Consider the following 16,262-nt stretch of genomic DNA (forward strand, 5'->3'; position numbering starts at 1 on the left):
TTGTGTCAGCGCCGCGCCTTGACGGCCTGGGACAGCACGTCCAGCACGGCCAGGGAGTCGCCCCAGCCCAGGCAGGCGTCGGTGATGCTCTTGCCGTACTCCAGCGCCGAAGGGTCGTCCTTGCCCGGCGTGAACTTCTGGGCGCCGTCGTTCAGATGGCTTTCCACCATGACGCCGAAGACGGCCTTGCTGCCCTCGCGCATCTGCACAGCGATGTCGCGGGCCACGTCGAGCTGGCGCTGGTGCTGCTTGCTGGAATTGGCGTGCGAACAGTCCACCATCAGGCGCTGCGGCAACTTGGACTTTTCCAGGTCGGCGCAGGCCTCGGCGACGCTCTTGGCGTCGTAGTTGGGCGCCTTGCCGCCGCGCAGGATGACGTGACAGTCGGCATTGCCGCGCGTCTCGACGATGGCGACCTGGCCGTTCTTGTGCACCGACAGGAAGTGGTGGCCGCGGGCCGCGGCCTGGATGGCGTCGGTGGCGATCTTGATGTTGCCGTCGGTGCCGTTCTTGAAGCCGATGGGCGCCGACAGGCCCGAGGCCAGCTCGCGGTGCACCTGGCTCTCGGTGGTGCGCGCGCCGATGGCGCCCCAGGCGATCAGGTCGCCGATGTACTGCGGCGAGATGACGTCCAGGAATTCGGAGCCGGCCGGCACGCCCAGGCGGTTGATTTCCAACAGCAGCTGGCGGGCGATGCGCAGGCCCTCGTCGATGCGGTAGCTCTCGTCCAGGTAGGGGTCGTTGATCAGCCCTTTCCAACCGACCGTGGTGCGCGGCTTCTCGAAGTAGACGCGCATGACGATCTCGAGCGTGTCGGCGTACTTCTCGCGCTCGACCTTGAGGCGGCGGGCGTACTCGATGGCGGCCGTCGGGTCGTGGATGGAGCAGGGGCCGATGACGACGAGCAGGCGGTCGTCCTCGCCGCTCATGATCTTGCGGATGCGCTGGCGGGTCTGGCCGATCAGATTCTCCATCGCCGTGCCGCGGATCGGGAAGAAGCGGATCAGGTGCTCCGGCGGCGGCAGCGGCGTGACGTCGACGATGCGCTCGTCATCGGTGGCGCTGGTCTTGTCGTCCTGGGAGTACCAGCGCTGGGCTTCGGGTTCGACGGAGGAGACTTTGGCGTTCACGGCAAGGGCCTTTCAGAAACAAAAAACCGCCGGGCTTGGCGGCCTCGGCGGTTCTTGGGGAGTTCTGTGTTCAGCGCGCGCGCTCAGGACTCTCCACCGCCGGGGCGGGGAAAAAACCAAAAGCTAAAGTAAGCGGCGCGGGACATGGGGACGGAATCTAGCACGGCCGTCAGACTGCGGCTTCGCGAGACACCAAGGCTTGCTTCAAGCCGTACCACCCACCGTCAGGCCTTCGATGCGCAGCGTCGGCTGGCCCACGCCCACCGGCACGCTCTGGCCTTCCTTGCCGCAGACGCCCACGCCGGTGTCCAGGGCCATGTCGTTGCCGATCATGCTGACGCGGGTCAGCGCGTCCGGGCCGTTGCCGATGATGGTGGCGCCCTTGACGGGGTACTGGATCTTGCCGTTCTCGACCCAGTAGGCCTCGCTGGCCGAGAACACGAACTTGCCGCTGGTGATGTCGACCTGGCCGCCGCCGAAGTTGGTGGCGTACAGGCCCTTCTTGATGGAAGCGACGATCTCCTTGGGGTCGTCCTTGCCGCCCAGCATGTAGGTGTTGGTCATGCGCGGCATGGGCACATGGGCATAGCTCTCGCGGCGGCCGTTGCCGGTCGGCGCGACCTTCATCAGGCGGGCGTTCATCGCGTCCTGGATATAGCCCCTCAGGATGCCGTCCTCGATCAGCACATTGCGCTGGCTGGCACAGCCCTCGTCGTCGACGTTGAGCGAGCCGCGGCGGTCGGGGATGGTGCCGTCGTCCAGCACCGTGACGCCCTTGGACGCCACGCGCTGGCCGATGCGGCCGGCGAAGGCGCTCGAGCCCTTGCGGTTGAAGTCGCCCTCCAGGCCGTGGCCGACGGCCTCGTGCAGCAGCACGCCGGGCCAGCCCGGGCCGACGACGACGACCATCTCGCCCGCCGGGGCGGGGCGGCTTTCCAGGTTCGTCAGCGCCGCATGCACGGCCTGCTCGACATAGCTGGCGATCATCTCGTCGGTGAAATAGGCCAGGCCGAAGCGGCCGCCGCCGCCGCCCGAGCCCACCTCGCGGCGGCCGTTGCTCTCGGCAATCACGGTGATGGACAGGCGCACCAGCGGGCGCACATCGGCCGCCAGCGTGCCGTCGGCACGGGCGATCAGCACCACCTCATGCTCGGCGGCGAGGCCGGCCATGACCTGGGCCACGCGCGGATCCTTGGCGCGGGCCATCTTCTCGGCGCGCTCCAGCAGCGCCACCTTGGCCGAGCTGTCGAGGCTGGCGATGGGGTCGGCCACGCCGTACAGCTCGCGGCTGCCGGCCACGCGGCCTTGCGAAGGCACTTTCACCTTCTTGCTCTGGCCCGCGGCGGCAATGGTGCGCACCGTGCGGGCGGCGTCCAGCAGGGATTCCAGCGAGATGTCGTCGGAATAGGCAAAGGCCGTCTTCTCGCCGGCCACGGCGCGCACGCCGACGCCCTGGTCGATGCTGAATGAGCCGCTCTTGACGATGCCCTCCTCCAGGCTCCAGCCCTCGGCGCGCGTGGTCTGGAAATAGAGGTCGGCATCGTCGACGCGATGCTCGGTGATGAGGCGCAGCGCCTGCGACAGCGAGGCCTCGGTCAGGCCGAAGGGCTCCAGCAGTTGCGAGCGGGCGGTGGCCAGGCGGGCCAGGGTGGGTTCGACGGCGATCATGGCCCGATTCTAGGAAGTCGCGCGCCGGGATTCGAAAGACAGGGACAAGGGGCGCCGCCGAGCGAGATGACCCGTGCATTACGGCTGCTAACAAATCCATCCCTGGCGCAGGCCTGCTAGGGATGGCCGCTGGGGCGAGCGCCCACTGAGCATGCGGCTGTCCGTGCCACACGGAATTGGAGCGCCGCATGAAGCTTGTCCCCCTCGCCACGCTGGCCCTGGCCGCCGCTGCGGCCGCCAGCCCTGCCCTGGCCTATACCCAGGTCGGCTCAGGCTACAGCCAGCCCGTCTTCCTGACGGCCCCGGTGGGGGACTCCCGCCTCTTCGTCGTCGAGAAGGGCGGCCTGATCAAGGTGCAGGACAGCGGCGGCAGCGTGTCGACCTGGCTCAATCTGTCGGCCCAGGTCGACACCGGCGGCGAACGCGGCCTGCTGGGCCTGGCCTTCGACCCCGGCTTCGCCAGCAACGGCCGCTTCTATGTCAACTACATCGACAAGACGACGCTGAGCACCGTCGTCGCGGGCTACACCTATGCGCCCGGTTCGACGGGCATGGTCGACACGACCACCGCGCGCACCATCATCACGGTGGCTCAACCGGCGGGCCGCGACAACCACAAGGCGGGCTGGATAGGATTCAGCGCCGCGGACCCCGGCCAGCTCTATATCGCCACCGGTGATGGCGGCAGCGGCAACGATCCCGACAACAACGCCCAGAACCTCGACAGCAACCTCGGCAAGCTGCTGCGCGTCACCCCCAACACAGCTGGCAACGGCTACACGGTGCCGACGGACAACCCCTTCGTCGGTGCGGCCGGCAACGACGAGATCTGGGCCTACGGCCTGCGCAACCCCTTCCGCAACAGCTTCGACCGCCAGAGCGGCGACCTGTGGATAGGCGATGTCGGCCAGGGCGACCGCGAAGAGGTGAACTTCGCCTCCGCCGCGTCGGGGCTGGGCCGCGGCGCCAACTACGGCTGGCGTCCCCGCGAAGGCAGCATCGACAACCCCGGCGTAGGCGATCCGGCACCGCCCAACCTGACCGAGCCCCTGTTCGACTATGGCCGCAGCGTCGGCGGCACCGTCATCGGCGGCTATGTCTATCACGGCACGGATGCCAGCCTGGACGGCAAATACGTGTTCGGCGATTTCGTCGCGGGCAAGATCTGGAGCTACAGCAACGGCACGCGCACCGAGCTGGCCGATCCCTTTGGCGCCTTCCAGCTGACCAGCTTTGGCGAAGGCGGCGACGGCTCGCTCTATGCCGTCGGCATCAACGGCAACATCTATCTGCTCGCCGCCGTGCCCGAACCGGCACCGGCCCTGCTGCTGGCCGTGGGCCTGGCCGCGGGCGGCCTGCTCACTCGTCGCCGCCGCGCTTGAGCTTCAGGCCGGCTTCGTAGAGCTGGTTGCGCGGCGCGCCGCTGATCTGCGCGGCCAGGGCCACGGCCTGCTTCAGCGGCAGTTCGGCCACCAGCAGGGCCAGCACGCGCAAGGCCTCGGCTGGCAGGTCGTCGTCCGCCGCGGCCTGGGGCAGTGAGGCGTGCAGCACGATGACGAACTCGCCGCGCTGGCGCTGGGCATCGGCTGCCAGCCAGGCCGGCAGCGTTGCCGCCTCGGCCGTGTGCACCGTCTCGAACTGCTTGGTCAGCTCGCGGCCGACCGTCACGCGGCGCGCCGGCGCCAGCTCGGCCAGCAGCGAGAGCAGGTCCTCGATGCGGTGCGGCGCCTCGAACAGCACCTGGCTCTGCCCCTCCACGGCCAGCACGGCCTGCAGCGCCGTGCGGCGCTCGCCCGCCTTGGTGGGCAGGAAGCCGACAAAGGCAAAGCTCGTGGCGGCCGTGTCGCCGGCCACGCTGAGCGCCGCCGCCGCGCTGCTGGGCCCGGGCAAGGGCAGCACGCGGTAGCCGGCGGCGACCACTTCCTGGACGAGGACGGCGCCCGGATCGGAGATCGCCGGCGTGCCGGCGTCCGACGCATAGGCCACGCGCTCGCCCACAGCCAGGCGCGCGATGACGCCGGCGCTGCCCTCGCGCTCGTTGTGCTGGTGCACGGCAATCAGCGGCTTGTGCAGGCCCAGGTGGCGCAGCAGCGAGCCGCCCTGGCGGGTGTCCTCGCAGGCCAGGGCGTCCACCAGGCCCAGGGCATGGATGGCGCGCAGGCTCAGGTCGGCGAGATTGCCGATCGGCGTCGCGACGAGATAGAGGGTGGCGGCCGGATACTGCTGGCCGCCGGCCGCGGCCTGGGCGGCCTGGCGGACCAGGGAGGCGTCAATGTTCAACTGGAGCTCTCGATCAAAACCGGATACCAAGACGCGCGGTGACGCAGCCGAGGATGCTGCACTGGCGCATCTTCAAGCCGCCGGCCTGCGCCTGCTGGAGCGGAATTATCGAGTCGGCGCCGGCCCCAGCCGCCGCGCCGGCGAAGTGGACCTGATCATGACCGACCGCGACGGCACCCTGGTCTTCGTGGAAGTGCGCGCCCGCATGGACGCTTCGCACGGCGGCGCGGCGGCCAGCGTGACCGCCAAAAAGCAGCAGCGCCTCATCTACGCCGCCCAGCATTACCTGCTGCGCCACGCCAGCCCGCCGCCCTGCCGTTTCGACGTCGTGGCCATCGACGGCGCCGAACTCAACTGGTTACAAGGGGCGTTCGATGCTGGGTGATGCTGCATTGGTGTTCGACGCGGAACGGCGCCGGGCCACCCCAAGCCGTCCCCTCGGGGGACCGACCAGACCCGCGCGCGTCCAGCGCCGCGGGCTGGGCGAGGGGCTTTTATGATCCGCCCGAATGATTGAACAAAGAATCCAGCAACAGTTCTTCGAAAGCGCCGACCTGCTCTACCAGGCCGCCGAACAATTGGCCCGGCCCCTGGCAATGGCCGCCCAGATGGTGGTGGACGCCATCACCGGCGGCAGCCGCATCCTGTGCGCCGGCCAGGGCCTGGCCAGCATGGACGCCGACTACCTCGCCGCCCGCCTGGCAGGGCGCTTCGAGCAGGAGAGGCCTGGCCTGGCCGCCTGGAGCCTGTCCGCCCAGGCCCGCGAAGCCGCCGGCCTGGACCTGGCCCGGCTGCTGCAGGCCCATGGCCATCCGGGCGACGTCCTCATCATGATCGAGCCGCTGCGCGAGCAGCGCGACGCTTGGGCAGCCGCCCTGGCCGTGGCCCATGCGCAGGAGATGAGCATCATCGCCCTGACCGCCCAGCCCCAGGGCGCCGCCGACGAGTGGCGCGGCCTGCTGCAGGACACCGATATCCAGATTCGCGTCAGCCACGGCCGCGAGCCGCGCGTTGTCGAGGCCCAGCGCGTGCTGCTGCATGCGCTGGCCGACGCCGTCGACCTGCAACTGCTCGGCAGCGACGAATAACCTTTTCGATGGAAGCCCGATGAAAAAACTCAGCCTGACCCTGACCGCCGCCATCCTTGCCAGCACCCTGGCCACGGGCTGCGCGCCGCTGCTGATCGGCGGCGCCATGGTGGGTGGCCTCAGCGTCGCCACCGACAGACGCACCTCGGCCACCCAGCTCGAGGACGAAACCATCGAGATCAAGGCCGGCGCCCGTCTGCGCGACCAGCTCGGCGACAAGGTCCACATCAACGTCAACAGCTACAACCGCGTCGCGCTGGTCACCGGCGAGGCCCGCACCGATGCCGACCGCGCCGAGGTGGAGCGCATCGTCGGTGGCGTCGAGAACGTCACCCGGGTGGTCAACGAGACCGCCGTCACCATGCACAGCGCGCTGAACGGCCGCTCCAACGACGTGCTGCTGAAGAGCAAGGTCAAGGCCTCGCTGATCGACGCCCCCGACCTGCTCAGCAATGCCTTCTATGTCGTCGTCGAACGCAGCGAGGTCTTCCTGATGGGCCGCGTGACCGAGCGCGAGGCCAACCGCGCGACCGACATCGCGCGCGGCGTCAGCGGCGTGCGCAAGGTCGTGCGCGTGTTCGAGATCATCAGCGAGGAGGAACTCGCCCGGATCTCGCCAAAGAAATCGTGAGCCCGTCGACCAGCGCCACGGGCGCTGGTCAGAGCCGCTTGATCAGGGACGAGGTGTCCCAGCGCTTCCCGCCCATGGCCTGCACGTCGGCGTAGAACTGGTCCACCAGGGCCGTCAGCGGCAGGCGCGAGCCGTTGCGGCGGGCCTCGTCGAGCACCAGGCCGAGGTCCTTGCGCATCCAGTCGACCGCGAAGCCGAAGTCGAACTTGTCGTCGACCATGGTCTTGCCGCGGTTGTCCATCTGCCAGCTCTGGGCCGCGCCCTTGCCGATGACCTCGAGCACCTGGGCCATGTCCAGGCCCGCGTTCTGACCGAAGCGCACGGCCTCGGACAGCCCCTGCACGACACCGGCAATGCAGATCTGGTTGACCATCTTGGCCAACTGGCCCGAGCCCGGGCCGCCGAGCAGGGTCACGGCCTTGGCGAAGGCCAGGGCGACAGGCTTGACCGTGTCGAAGGGGGCCGCGTCGCCGCCGCACATCACCGTCAGCGCGCCATTCACGGCGCCCGCCTGGCCGCCGGAGACCGGCGCATCGATGAAGGCGACACCGCGTTTCGCGGCCTCGGCATGCAGTTCACGCGCGACGGCCGCCGAAGCGGTGGTGTGGTCGACAAAGATGGCGCCCGAGGTCATGGCGGCGAGAGCACCGGCTTCACCCAGCACCACCGAGCGCAGGTCGTCGTCGTTGCCGACGCAGCAGAACACGAATTCCGCGCCCTGCACGGCCGCCGCCGGCGTGGCGGCAAAGCTGCCGCCGTATTCCTTGACCCAGGCCTCGGCCTTGGCCGCCGTGCGGTTGTAGACGGTGACCTGGTGGCCGGCGCGCGCCAGATGGCCGGCCATGGGATGGCCCATGACGCCCAGGCCCAGGAAGGCGACGCGGCGGGCGGGAACGGGGTCGTAGCTGCGGGTGCTCATTGCTCAAAGAATCGTCAGGTGTTCGGTGCCGGAGGACAGGTCGCCCGCGCGGGCGCGCTCGCTGTTGAGCTTGATCTGCAGGCGCAGGTCGTTGACCGAGTCGGCGTTGCGCAGCGCGTCTTCGTAGGTGACCTTGCCGGCCTCGTAGAGGTCGAACAGCGCCTGGTCGAAGGTCTGCATGCCCTGCTCGCGCGAGCGCTTCATCAGCTCCTTGATCTCGCTGATCTCGCCCTTGAAGATCAGGTCGGAGATCAGCGGCGAGTTCAGCAGGATCTCGACGGCCGCCACCCGGCCCTTGCCTTCGCGGCGCGGCAGCAGGCGCTGGCTGACCAGGGCGCGCAGGTTCAGCGACAGGTCCATCAGCAGCTGCTGGCGGCGGTCTTCGGGGAAGAAGTTGATGATGCGGTCCAGGGCCTGGTTGGCGCTGTTGGCGTGCAGGGTGGCCATGCAGAGGTGGCCGGTCTCGGCGAAGGCCACTGCATGCTCCATCGTCTCGCGATCACGCAGCTCGCCCATCAGGATGACGTCGGGCGCCTGGCGCAGCGAGTTCTTCAGCGCGGCCTCCCAGCTGTCGGTGTCCAGGCCCAGCTCGCGCTGGGTGACGATGCAGTTCTTGTGCGGGTGCACGAACTCGATCGGATCCTCGATGGTCACGATGTGGCCATAGGTCGTCTCGTTGCGCTCGTCGATCATGGCCGCCAGCGAGGTGCTCTTGCCCGAGCCGGTGGCGCCGACGACGATGACCAGCCCGCGCTTGTGCTGCACCACCTCGCGCAGCACGACGGGCAGGTCCAGCGACTCGATGGTGGGCAGCGTCGACGGAATCGTCCGCAGCACCAGGCCGACCTGGCCCTGCTGGATGAAGGCGTTGACGCGAAAGCGCCCGATGCCATGCGGCGAGATCGCGAAGTTGCACTCCTTGGTGCGCTCGAACTCGGCCGCCTGCTTGTCGTTCATGATGGCCCGCGCCAGCTGCAGCGTGTGCTGGCCGGTCAGCGGCTGGGGCGAGACCTTGGTCATCTTGCCGTCCACCTTGATGGCCGGCGGGAACTCGGCCGTCAGGAAGAGGTCGGAGCCCTTGCGCGACAGCATCAGCCGCAGCAGGTCGTTGATGAACTTTGAGGCCTGATCGCGTTCCATGGTGGGTGTCCTTTGCGCCGATCAGCCCGGGAAGTTCTCGGGAAACTTCGCCTTGGCGCGCGCTTCAGCCGGCGAGATGATGTTGCGGCGGACCAGGTCCGTGAGGTTCTGGTCCAGCGTCTGCATGCCCTGCGAGTTGCCGGTCTGGATGGACGAGTACATCTGCGCCACCTTGTTCTCGCGGATCAGGTTGCGGATGGCTGAGGTGCCCAGCATGATCTCGTGGGCAGCCACGCGGCCGGTGCCGTCCTTGAGCTTGCACAGGCTCTGCGAGATGACGGCCTGCAGGGACTCCGACACCATCGCCCGCACCATTTCCTTCTCCGCGGCGGGGAAGACATCGACGATGCGGTCCACCGTCTTGGCGGCCGACGAGGTGTGCAGGGTGCCGAACACCAGGTGACCCGTTTCAGCGGCGGTCAGGGCCAGGCGGATGGTTTCCAGGTCGCGCATTTCGCCGACCAGCACGCAGTCCGGGTCTTCGCGCAATGCCGAGCGCAGCGCGTTGCTGAAGGAATGCGTGTGCGGGCCGACTTCCCGCTGGTTGATCAGGCTCTTCTTGGACTCGTGCACGAATTCGATCGGATCCTCGATGGTGAGGATGTGGCCGTACTCGTTCTCGTTGAGGTGGTTGACCATGCCGGCCAGCGTCGTGCTCTTGCCCGAGCCGGTCGGGCCGGTCACCAGCACAAGGCCGCGCGGGCGCAGCGCCAGTTCGGCGAAGACCTTGGGCGCGTTGAGCTGCTCCAGGCTGAGGATCTTGCTCGGAATGGTCCGGAACACGGCGCCCGAGCCGCGGTTCTGGTTGAAGGCATTGACGCGGAAACGCGCCAGGCCCTGGATCTCGAAGGAGAAGTCGACTTCCAGCGTCTCTTCGTACACCTTGCGCTGGGAGTCGTTCATGATGTCGTAGACCATGTCATGGACCGCGCGGTGGTCCAGGGCCTCGACATTGATGCGGCGCACATCGCCGTGCACCCGGATCATGGGCGGCAGGCCAGCCGAGAGGTGCAGGTCGGAGGCCTTGTTCTTGACCGAGAATGCCAGCAGCTGAGTGATGTCCATGATGTTCCGTGGAGTGCTCAGACCATTATGGCGATCTCCGACTCCCTGAAATCCGTCAAAAGCCGCATCGTCGCGGCATGTGTCGCAGCCCGCCGTCCACCCAACGAGGTACAGCTCCTCGTCGTCAGCAAGACTTTTCCGGGCTCCGCCGTGCGCCAGGCCTTCGAGGCGGGCGCCCGCGCCTTCGGTGAAAACTATGTCCAGGAAGGCCTGGCCAAGGTGGACGAGCTCGCCGACCTGCGCGGCCAGATCGAATGGCATCTGATCGGCCCGCTGCAGTCCAACAAGACCAAGGCCGTGGCCGAACAGTTCGACTGGGTGCACGGCGTGGACCGGCTCAAGATCGCCCAGCGCCTGTCCGAGCAGCGCCCGCCGGGGCTGGCGCCGCTGAACATTTGCCTGCAGGTCAATATCAGCGAGGAAGCCAGCAAGAGCGGCCTGGCGCCGGCCGACGTCGCCGCGCTGGCCCGGCAGGTCGCCGCCCTGCCCCGGCTGAAGCTGCGTGGCCTGATGGCCGTGCCCGAGCCCGGCCCCGGCGCCCTGGCCCAGCACCAGGCCATGGCCGCGCTGTTCCAGGGGCTGAAGCATGAGGGGCTGGACCTGGACACCCTGTCCCTGGGCATGAGCGCCGACCTCGAGGACGCCATCCAGGCCGGCTCGACGATGGTCCGGGTCGGCAGCGCCATTTTCGGGGCCAGGTGATGAAGGCCTGGCTGCTGGCTTTGGCCACCTTTGCCGCCCAGGCCCAGCCCGTGCCCGACAGCCTCGCCCAGCGCGCCCTGGCCTGCACCGGCTGCCACGGCAAGGAGGGCCGGGCCGCGCCCGACGGCTACTACCCCCGCCTCGCCGGCAAGCCGGCCGGCTATCTCTACAACCAGCTGCTGAACTTCCGCGACGGCCGCCGCGACTATGGCCTGATGAGCGAACTCGTCGCGCCGCTGTCCGACGCCTATCTGAAGGAGCTGGCCGGCCATTTCGCCTCGCTGGACCTGCCCTACCCCCCGCCCCAGCCCGCCACGCTGGCGGCCGCCGAGCTGGCCCGCGCCGAGACGCTGATCCGCCGCGGCGACGCAGCCCGCCAACTGCCGGCCTGCACGGCCTGCCATGGCGAGCGCCTGACCGGCACCCAGCCCGCCATCCCCGGCCTGCTCGGCCTGTCGCGCGACTATCTGAACGGCCAGCTCGGCGCCTGGCGCAGCGGCCAGCGCCGCGCGCAGGAGCCGGACTGCATGGCCCGGATCGCCAAGGCCCTGACCGAGGCCGAGATCAACGCGATGACGCAGTTCCTGGCCGCCCGGCCGCTGCCGGTCGACGCCCATCCGGCGCCCGCCCTGGCAGCGCCGGCACCGCTGCGCTGCGGCGGCCTGCAGCGATGAAGCGGCTGCTGGGCGTCCTGCTGGTGCTGGCCGCGCTGCTGGTCGGCGCCGCCTGCGCGCTGCTGTTCTGGCAGCGCCACCTCGGCGATGCGACACCGCCCTCCACCGCCCCCGTCAGCCTGGAGCGGGGCGCCTATCTGGCGGCCCTGGGCAACTGCGCCGGCTGCCACACGGCCCGTGGCGGCGAGCGCCTCGCCGGCGGCCGCCCCATTCCGACGCCCTTCGGCAGCGTCTTCTCGTCCAATCTGACACCCGACGCCACCGGCCTGGCCGGCTGGAGCGCCGACGACTTCTGGCGCGCCGTGCATCTCGGCCAGAGCCGCGACGGCCGTCTGCTGGTGCCCGCCCATCCGCTCACCAACACGACCCTGATCACCCGCGAGGACGCCGACGCCCTTCATGCCTGGCTGCAGGCCCAGCCGGCCGTGGCGATGCCGCGGCGCGAGCACGAGTTGCGCTGGCGTCTGGGCAGCCAGCTCGCCATCGCCGCCTGGCGCGCCCTGTATTTCAGGCCCGGCGCCTACCACCCCGACCCGGCCCGGGATGCCGCCTGGAACCGCGGCGCCTATCTGAGCCAGGGCCTGGCCCATTGCAGCGCCTGCCATGCCGGCCGCAATGCGCTGGGCGGCGACCGCGGCGCGGCCGACTTCCGTGGCGGCCTGCTCGTCGGCCTGGGCTGGGTGGCCCCGTCACTGCACGACCCGGCCGAGGCCGGCGTGCAGCGCTGGTCGGCCGAAACCCTGCAGCGCTGGCTGCGCGACGGCCATGTCGACGGCCACGCCGCCCTCGGCCCGATGGCGGAGGTGGTGCTGGGCAGCACGGCAGCCCTTGACGATGCCGATCTGGCTGCCATGGGCGCCTATCTGCGCAGCCTGCCGCAGCAGACCGTCGAGCGGCCCGAGCCGGCCACGCCCGATCCGCGCCGCCGCGACCGCGGGGCCGGCCTCTACCGCGAGCATTGCGCGGCCTGCCATGGCGAGCGCGGCGAGGGCCGGCGCGACGCCAGCGGCGCTCCGGCCTACCCGGCACTGGCCGGCAGCCGCACGGTGACCCAGGCCAGCGCGGCCAACCTGATCCGCGTCATCGAGCGCGGCGGCTTCGCGCCGGCCACGCCCGGCCATCCGCGACCCTACGGCATGCCACCCTTTGCCGGCCTGCTGAGCGCCGAGGACCTGGCTGCCCTGGCCAGCCACCTGCGCCAATCCTGGGGCCACCGGGCCGGCGATGTCGACGCGGTCGAGGTGCTGAGGCTGCGCGCGGCCGCCGCCGCGCACTGAACGGCCACCGGCAAGCCCCGAGGCAAGGGGGCCGACGTGAACGACTTCACGCAAGCTTGCCGCAAGCATGAAGCAAATGGTCACAGGTCGCGACACACTGCGCGCCGGCCCCTGGGTAGGGCCGCAAAAACAGGGCCGACAGGCCTAAAGTCGTCGTTGAATTCAAGAGTGGCAGACCGCCGCCGATACCCGAGATCACCGGACAAGGACCTGAACAGATGAACTTCCTGACGCAATTGCGCATTGGCCCTCGCCTGGCCCTGAGCTTTGGCCTGCTCATCATCCTGCTGCTGGTGATCGGCGCGTACGGCGCGAAGAATGCAAGCAGCCTGGCGAAGGACTTGGATCGCACGGCCAATTCGAGCCTGGTAAAGATCGGCTCCGCCAACGGCCTCGAGAGCCAGGTCAACATCATTTCGCGCGCCGTGCGCGACCTGCTGCTGCTGGACACCGCCGGAGCCATCAAGAAGCAGAAGACCGCGATCGCCGGCGCGGTAGAAGAGTCCGAGAAGCAGCTCAAGAGCCTGGAAGACAGCGTCTCCGATGACGCCGAGAAGGCCGTCGTCGCCGACGTGCGCGCCCAGAAGGTCAAGTTCCTGGCCGCGCTGGAGAAGTTCCAGAAGATCCAGACCGACGGCAGCCCGGACGAGGCCCGCGAGAGCATGATCACTGACCTGCGCCCCGCCCAGGCCGCGCTGCAGGACGGCATCAAGAAGCTGGTCGACATGCAGTTCGAGAACGGCAAGCAGTTGGCCACCTCGGGCGTTGAGCTGGCCAAGTCTTCCGTCTTCATCACCGGCGTGCTGGTGCTGATCGCTGTCGTCATCGGCATCGGCAGCTTCGTGGTCATCGCCCGCTCCATCGTCGGCCCGGCCCGCAATGCCCAGCTGGCCGCCGAGGCCATCGCCGGCGGCGACCTGACCCAGGACATCCGGGTCGAGGGCCGCGACGAGCTGAGCCAGATGCTGCAGGCCATGAAGGACATGCAGACGGCCCTGTCCGGCGTGCTGCGCGACGTGTCCACCGCCGCCAGCGAGGTGGCCCAGAACTCCGGCTCCATCGCCGACAGCAACTCCAACCTGGCCGAGCGCACCACGCGTTCCGCCGCCAGCCTGCAGAACACCGCCGCCTCGGTGGAAGAGATTGCCTCCACGCTCAAGGGCGCCAGCGACCTGACGCGCCGTGCCGCCGGCATTGCCGTGACGGCCCGCCAGGCCGCCAGCAATGGTGGCGCCGTCGTCTCCAAGGTCGTCGAGACCATGGAAGAGATCAGCGCCAGCTCCAAGAAGATCGGCGACATCATCGGCGTCATCGACGGCATCGCCTTCCAGACCAACATCCTGGCGCTGAACGCGGCCGTCGAAGCCGCCCGCGCCGGCGAGCATGGCCGCGGCTTCGCCGTGGTGGCCGCCGAAGTGCGCGCCCTGGCCCAGCGCTCCGCCGGTGCCGCCAAGGAAATCAAGGTGCTGATCCAGGAATCGACCGTCAAGGTCGAGAACGGCACCACCCTGGTCAACAACGCCGGCGTCACCATCCGCAGCGTCGTCGATGAAGTCAACAACATGGGCCAGCTGATCGAGGAAATCTCGCACTCGGCCCAGGAGCAGGCCACGGGCGTGGGCGTCGTCAACGGCGCCATGAACGAGCTCGACAAGGCCACGCAGCAGAACACCAGCCTGGTCGGCGATCTCAGCCGCTCGGCCGACGCCCTGCGCGACAGTTCGACCCGCCTGATCGAAGCCGTCGGCTTCTTCCGGGCTGCCTGAACCCCTTCACCCATACCCCGAGGTTCGCCATGTCATTCCTGCGTTCCGCCACCGTCCTCGCCGCCAGCCTGATGCTGGCCCTGGCCGCGCACGCCACGCCCAAGGTCGTCAAGAAGGTGCCGCCCGAATTCCCCGCCGAGGCCTCCAAGAAGGGCATCTCGACGGGCTCGGTCAAGGCCAAGATGACCATCGAAGCCGACGGCAAGGTCAGCGACGTCGAAATCGTCGAAGCCGAGCCCAAGCGCGTTTTCGACCGCGCCGTGAAGGCCGCCCTGATGGAGTGGAAGTTCGAGCCCGGCGAAAAGGGTACCCACGAAGTCAAGCTCGTCTTCAAGAACGAAGACTAAAGCAGGACAGAAAGGCCGCCTGCGCGGCCTTTCTCGCCTGCTTGAGGCCATCCGGCATGCAGGCCGGATGGCACGCGCAAAGCCGAAGGCCTCAGCGCTTCAACACCACCGGCACATCGCTGCCCCGCTCGGCGGTCCAGTGCATTCCCCCCGCGACCAGCATCACCGTGACGACGGCGCCCGTGGCCAGCAAGGCCAGGCGCCGTTTTTTCTGGGCCTGGCGCGCCCGCACGCGAGTGCCGCCCGCGGATTCACGCAGGGCCGGGCTGAGATGATCCTGTGACAGCCGCTTCAGGTTCACGGCCTGCTTGCGGCCGTCACGGCTGGTGACAATTTCGAAGCTGAACGACTGGTCCATGCGGGGACCTTCACCGTCCGTCGGGAAGGCGGCCATGCCGACGAAGACTTCCTCCCCTCCGCCAGAGGGCCGAATCGTGCCGTAACCGGCATCTTGGTTCCAGGCACTCAGTACACCTTCGAATCTCATATTCACCTCAACGACTACCCCAAGATCTTGGGGGATGCCGTCCCAGGCGCCGCAACCGGATGTAAGCCCACGACAATCCGCGCTTTCCGCATTTCCCCAAGTTCAGCGCATGCCCATCAACTGGTTCCCCGGCCACATGAATTCCACCCGCCAGGCGATCAAGGATCGCGCCAAGGCGGGGCTGGACGTGGTCATCGAGCTGCTGGACGCGCGCCTGCCGGGTTCCAGCAGCAATCCGCTGCTGGGAGCGCTGACGACGGGCCGGCCCTCGCTGAAGGTGCTGAACAAGCAGGACCTGGCCGACCCGGCCCAGACCGCCGCCTGGCTGGACCACTACAACGCCCAGCCGCATACCCGGGCCATCGCGCTGGACGCCGGCGAGAAAGCACCGGCCCGCGCCCTCGTCAAGGCCTGCCGCGAACTGGCCCCCCTGCGCGGCGACATGCACAAGCCGCTGCGCGTGCTGATCTGCGGCATCCCCAACGTCGGCAAGAGCACGCTGATCAACACCCTGGTCGGCAAGCGCGCCACCAAGACCGGTGACGAGCCCGGCATCACCAAGATCGAGCAGAAGATCGTGCTGGAGAACGGCTTCTACCTGTTCGACACGCCCGGCATGCTGTGGCCGCGCATCGCCATCGAGCAGAGCGGCTACCACCTGGCCGCCAGTGGCGCCATCGGACGCAATGCCTTCGACGAGGCCGAGGTGGCGCTGGAGCTGATCGCCGTGCTGAAGCGCCACTACCCCGAGCGGCTCAAGGAGCGCTACGGCCTGGCCGAGCTGGGCACGGACGACGCCGTGCTGGAGGCCGTCGGCGTCAAGCGCGGCGCCAAGGTGCGCGGCGGCGGCGTGCAGATGCACAAGGCCGCCGAAGCGGTGCTGATGGACTTCCGCGGCGGCTCGCTGGGCCGCGTCACGCTGGAAACCCCCGAGGAGATGAGCGCCTGGCGACGCGCGGCGGCCGAGGAGGAGGAACGCAAGGCAGCCGCGGCGGAGGCAGCGCGGCTGGCCGACAAGGAACGCCGCAGCGGCAAGCGGGCGTCGTCCTCAGGCGACGCGTGAATCCCCGGCCTTGACCGCGGCACCG

At 69.0% G+C, this 16,262-nt stretch carries 17 protein-coding genes; 10 read left to right on the forward strand and 7 right to left on the reverse strand.

Annotated elements, in window-relative coordinates:
- Positions 1-5: 5 nt before the first annotated feature.
- Together AC07OY_RS19040 and tldD are read right to left on the reverse strand one after the other, a co-directional pair.
- Positions 6-1,130: a 3-deoxy-7-phosphoheptulonate synthase gene (locus AC07OY_RS19040; protein ID WP_495044189.1), complete on the reverse strand. Its 1,125-nt coding sequence runs from the start codon at positions 1,128-1,130 to the stop codon at positions 6-8.
- A gap of 204 nt (positions 1,131-1,334) precedes the next feature.
- Positions 1,335-2,798 carry a metalloprotease TldD gene (tldD, locus tag AC07OY_RS19045; protein WP_495044190.1) on the reverse strand — a complete coding sequence of 488 codons (1,464 nt, stop codon included), beginning with the start codon at positions 2,796-2,798 and terminating at the stop codon, positions 1,335-1,337.
- Between the two features lie 188 nt (positions 2,799-2,986).
- Between tldD and AC07OY_RS19050 the strand changes: the two genes are divergently transcribed.
- Entirely contained in the window at positions 2,987-4,180 is a 1,194-nt protein-coding gene (locus tag AC07OY_RS19050; RefSeq protein ID WP_495044191.1) for a PQQ-dependent sugar dehydrogenase, read from the forward strand.
- Here the strand turns inward: AC07OY_RS19050 and rsmI are convergent.
- The gene (rsmI, locus tag AC07OY_RS19055) at positions 4,158-5,078 is read right to left on the reverse strand and encodes a 16S rRNA (cytidine(1402)-2'-O)-methyltransferase (protein ID WP_495044192.1); all 921 of its coding nucleotides are present in this window, start codon (positions 5,076-5,078) and stop codon (positions 4,158-4,160) included. The genes AC07OY_RS19050 and rsmI overlap by 23 nt on opposite strands.
- Here rsmI and AC07OY_RS19060 point away from each other — a divergent pair.
- From AC07OY_RS19060 to AC07OY_RS19070, 3 genes are all read left to right on the forward strand, one after another.
- On the forward strand, positions 5,071-5,463 hold the full coding sequence (locus AC07OY_RS19060; protein WP_495044193.1) for a YraN family protein: 393 nt from the start codon (positions 5,071-5,073) through the stop codon (positions 5,461-5,463). The two genes, rsmI and AC07OY_RS19060, sit on opposite strands and share 8 nt — an antisense overlap.
- A gap of 124 nt (positions 5,464-5,587) precedes the next feature.
- On the forward strand, positions 5,588-6,166 hold the full coding sequence (locus AC07OY_RS19065; protein WP_495044194.1) for an SIS domain-containing protein: 579 nt from the start codon (positions 5,588-5,590) through the stop codon (positions 6,164-6,166).
- Between the two features lie 19 nt (positions 6,167-6,185).
- The gene (locus AC07OY_RS19070) at positions 6,186-6,797 is read left to right on the forward strand and encodes a BON domain-containing protein (RefSeq protein WP_495044195.1); all 612 of its coding nucleotides are present in this window, start codon (positions 6,186-6,188) and stop codon (positions 6,795-6,797) included.
- A gap of 28 nt (positions 6,798-6,825) precedes the next feature.
- Here AC07OY_RS19070 and AC07OY_RS19075 read toward each other — a convergent pair whose 3' ends face one another.
- The 3 genes from AC07OY_RS19075 to AC07OY_RS19085 are packed head-to-tail and all read right to left on the reverse strand — an operon-like array spanning position 6,826 to position 9,921.
- Positions 6,826-7,716 (reverse strand): NAD(P)-dependent oxidoreductase, encoded by an 891-nt coding sequence (locus tag AC07OY_RS19075; RefSeq protein ID WP_495044196.1) that lies wholly within the window; start codon positions 7,714-7,716, stop codon positions 6,826-6,828.
- A 3-nt stretch (positions 7,717-7,719) separates the two neighbouring features.
- Complete coding sequence (locus tag AC07OY_RS19080) at positions 7,720-8,856, reverse strand: PilT/PilU family type 4a pilus ATPase (RefSeq protein WP_495044197.1); 1,137 nt, start codon at positions 8,854-8,856, stop codon at positions 7,720-7,722.
- A 21-nt stretch (positions 8,857-8,877) separates the two neighbouring features.
- Positions 8,878-9,921 (reverse strand): type IV pilus twitching motility protein PilT, encoded by a 1,044-nt coding sequence (locus AC07OY_RS19085; RefSeq protein WP_492690490.1) that lies wholly within the window; start codon positions 9,919-9,921, stop codon positions 8,878-8,880.
- 27 nt (positions 9,922-9,948) lie between these two features.
- Here AC07OY_RS19085 and AC07OY_RS19090 point away from each other — a divergent pair, with 27 nt between their 5' ends.
- The 5 genes from AC07OY_RS19090 to AC07OY_RS19110 all read left to right on the forward strand — a co-directional run bounded on the left by AC07OY_RS19090 (position 9,949) and on the right by AC07OY_RS19110 (position 14,687).
- Positions 9,949-10,623 (forward strand): YggS family pyridoxal phosphate-dependent enzyme, encoded by a 675-nt coding sequence (locus AC07OY_RS19090; protein WP_495044198.1) that lies wholly within the window; start codon positions 9,949-9,951, stop codon positions 10,621-10,623.
- Positions 10,623-11,297: a c-type cytochrome gene (locus AC07OY_RS19095; protein ID WP_495044199.1), complete on the forward strand. Its 675-nt coding sequence runs from the start codon at positions 10,623-10,625 to the stop codon at positions 11,295-11,297. The genes AC07OY_RS19090 and AC07OY_RS19095 overlap by 1 nt, the downstream gene beginning before the upstream one ends.
- Positions 11,294-12,574 (forward strand): c-type cytochrome, encoded by a 1,281-nt coding sequence (locus AC07OY_RS19100; protein ID WP_495044200.1) that lies wholly within the window; start codon positions 11,294-11,296, stop codon positions 12,572-12,574. The genes AC07OY_RS19095 and AC07OY_RS19100 overlap by 4 nt, the downstream gene beginning before the upstream one ends.
- A gap of 218 nt (positions 12,575-12,792) precedes the next feature.
- A complete protein-coding gene (locus AC07OY_RS19105; RefSeq protein ID WP_495044201.1) occupies positions 12,793-14,340 on the forward strand; it encodes a methyl-accepting chemotaxis protein in 1,548 nt (515 codons plus the stop codon).
- A 29-nt stretch (positions 14,341-14,369) separates the two neighbouring features.
- Positions 14,370-14,687, forward strand: coding sequence for an energy transducer TonB (locus AC07OY_RS19110; protein WP_495044202.1), 318 nt, complete (start codon positions 14,370-14,372; stop codon positions 14,685-14,687).
- 91 nt (positions 14,688-14,778) lie between these two features.
- Here AC07OY_RS19110 and AC07OY_RS19115 read toward each other — a convergent pair whose 3' ends face one another.
- On the reverse strand, positions 14,779-15,174 hold the full coding sequence (locus AC07OY_RS19115; protein WP_495044203.1) for a cold-shock protein: 396 nt from the start codon (positions 15,172-15,174) through the stop codon (positions 14,779-14,781).
- Positions 15,175-15,283: 109 nt separating this feature from the next.
- On the opposite strand from AC07OY_RS19115, the gene ylqF reads away from it, so the two are divergent.
- Positions 15,284-16,237 carry a ribosome biogenesis GTPase YlqF gene (gene ylqF / locus AC07OY_RS19120; protein WP_495044204.1) on the forward strand — a complete coding sequence of 318 codons (954 nt, stop codon included), beginning with the start codon at positions 15,284-15,286 and terminating at the stop codon, positions 16,235-16,237.
- Positions 16,238-16,262 lie beyond the last annotated feature (25 nt).

This window comes from Roseateles sp. GW821-FHT09H10, assembly GCF_059415865.1.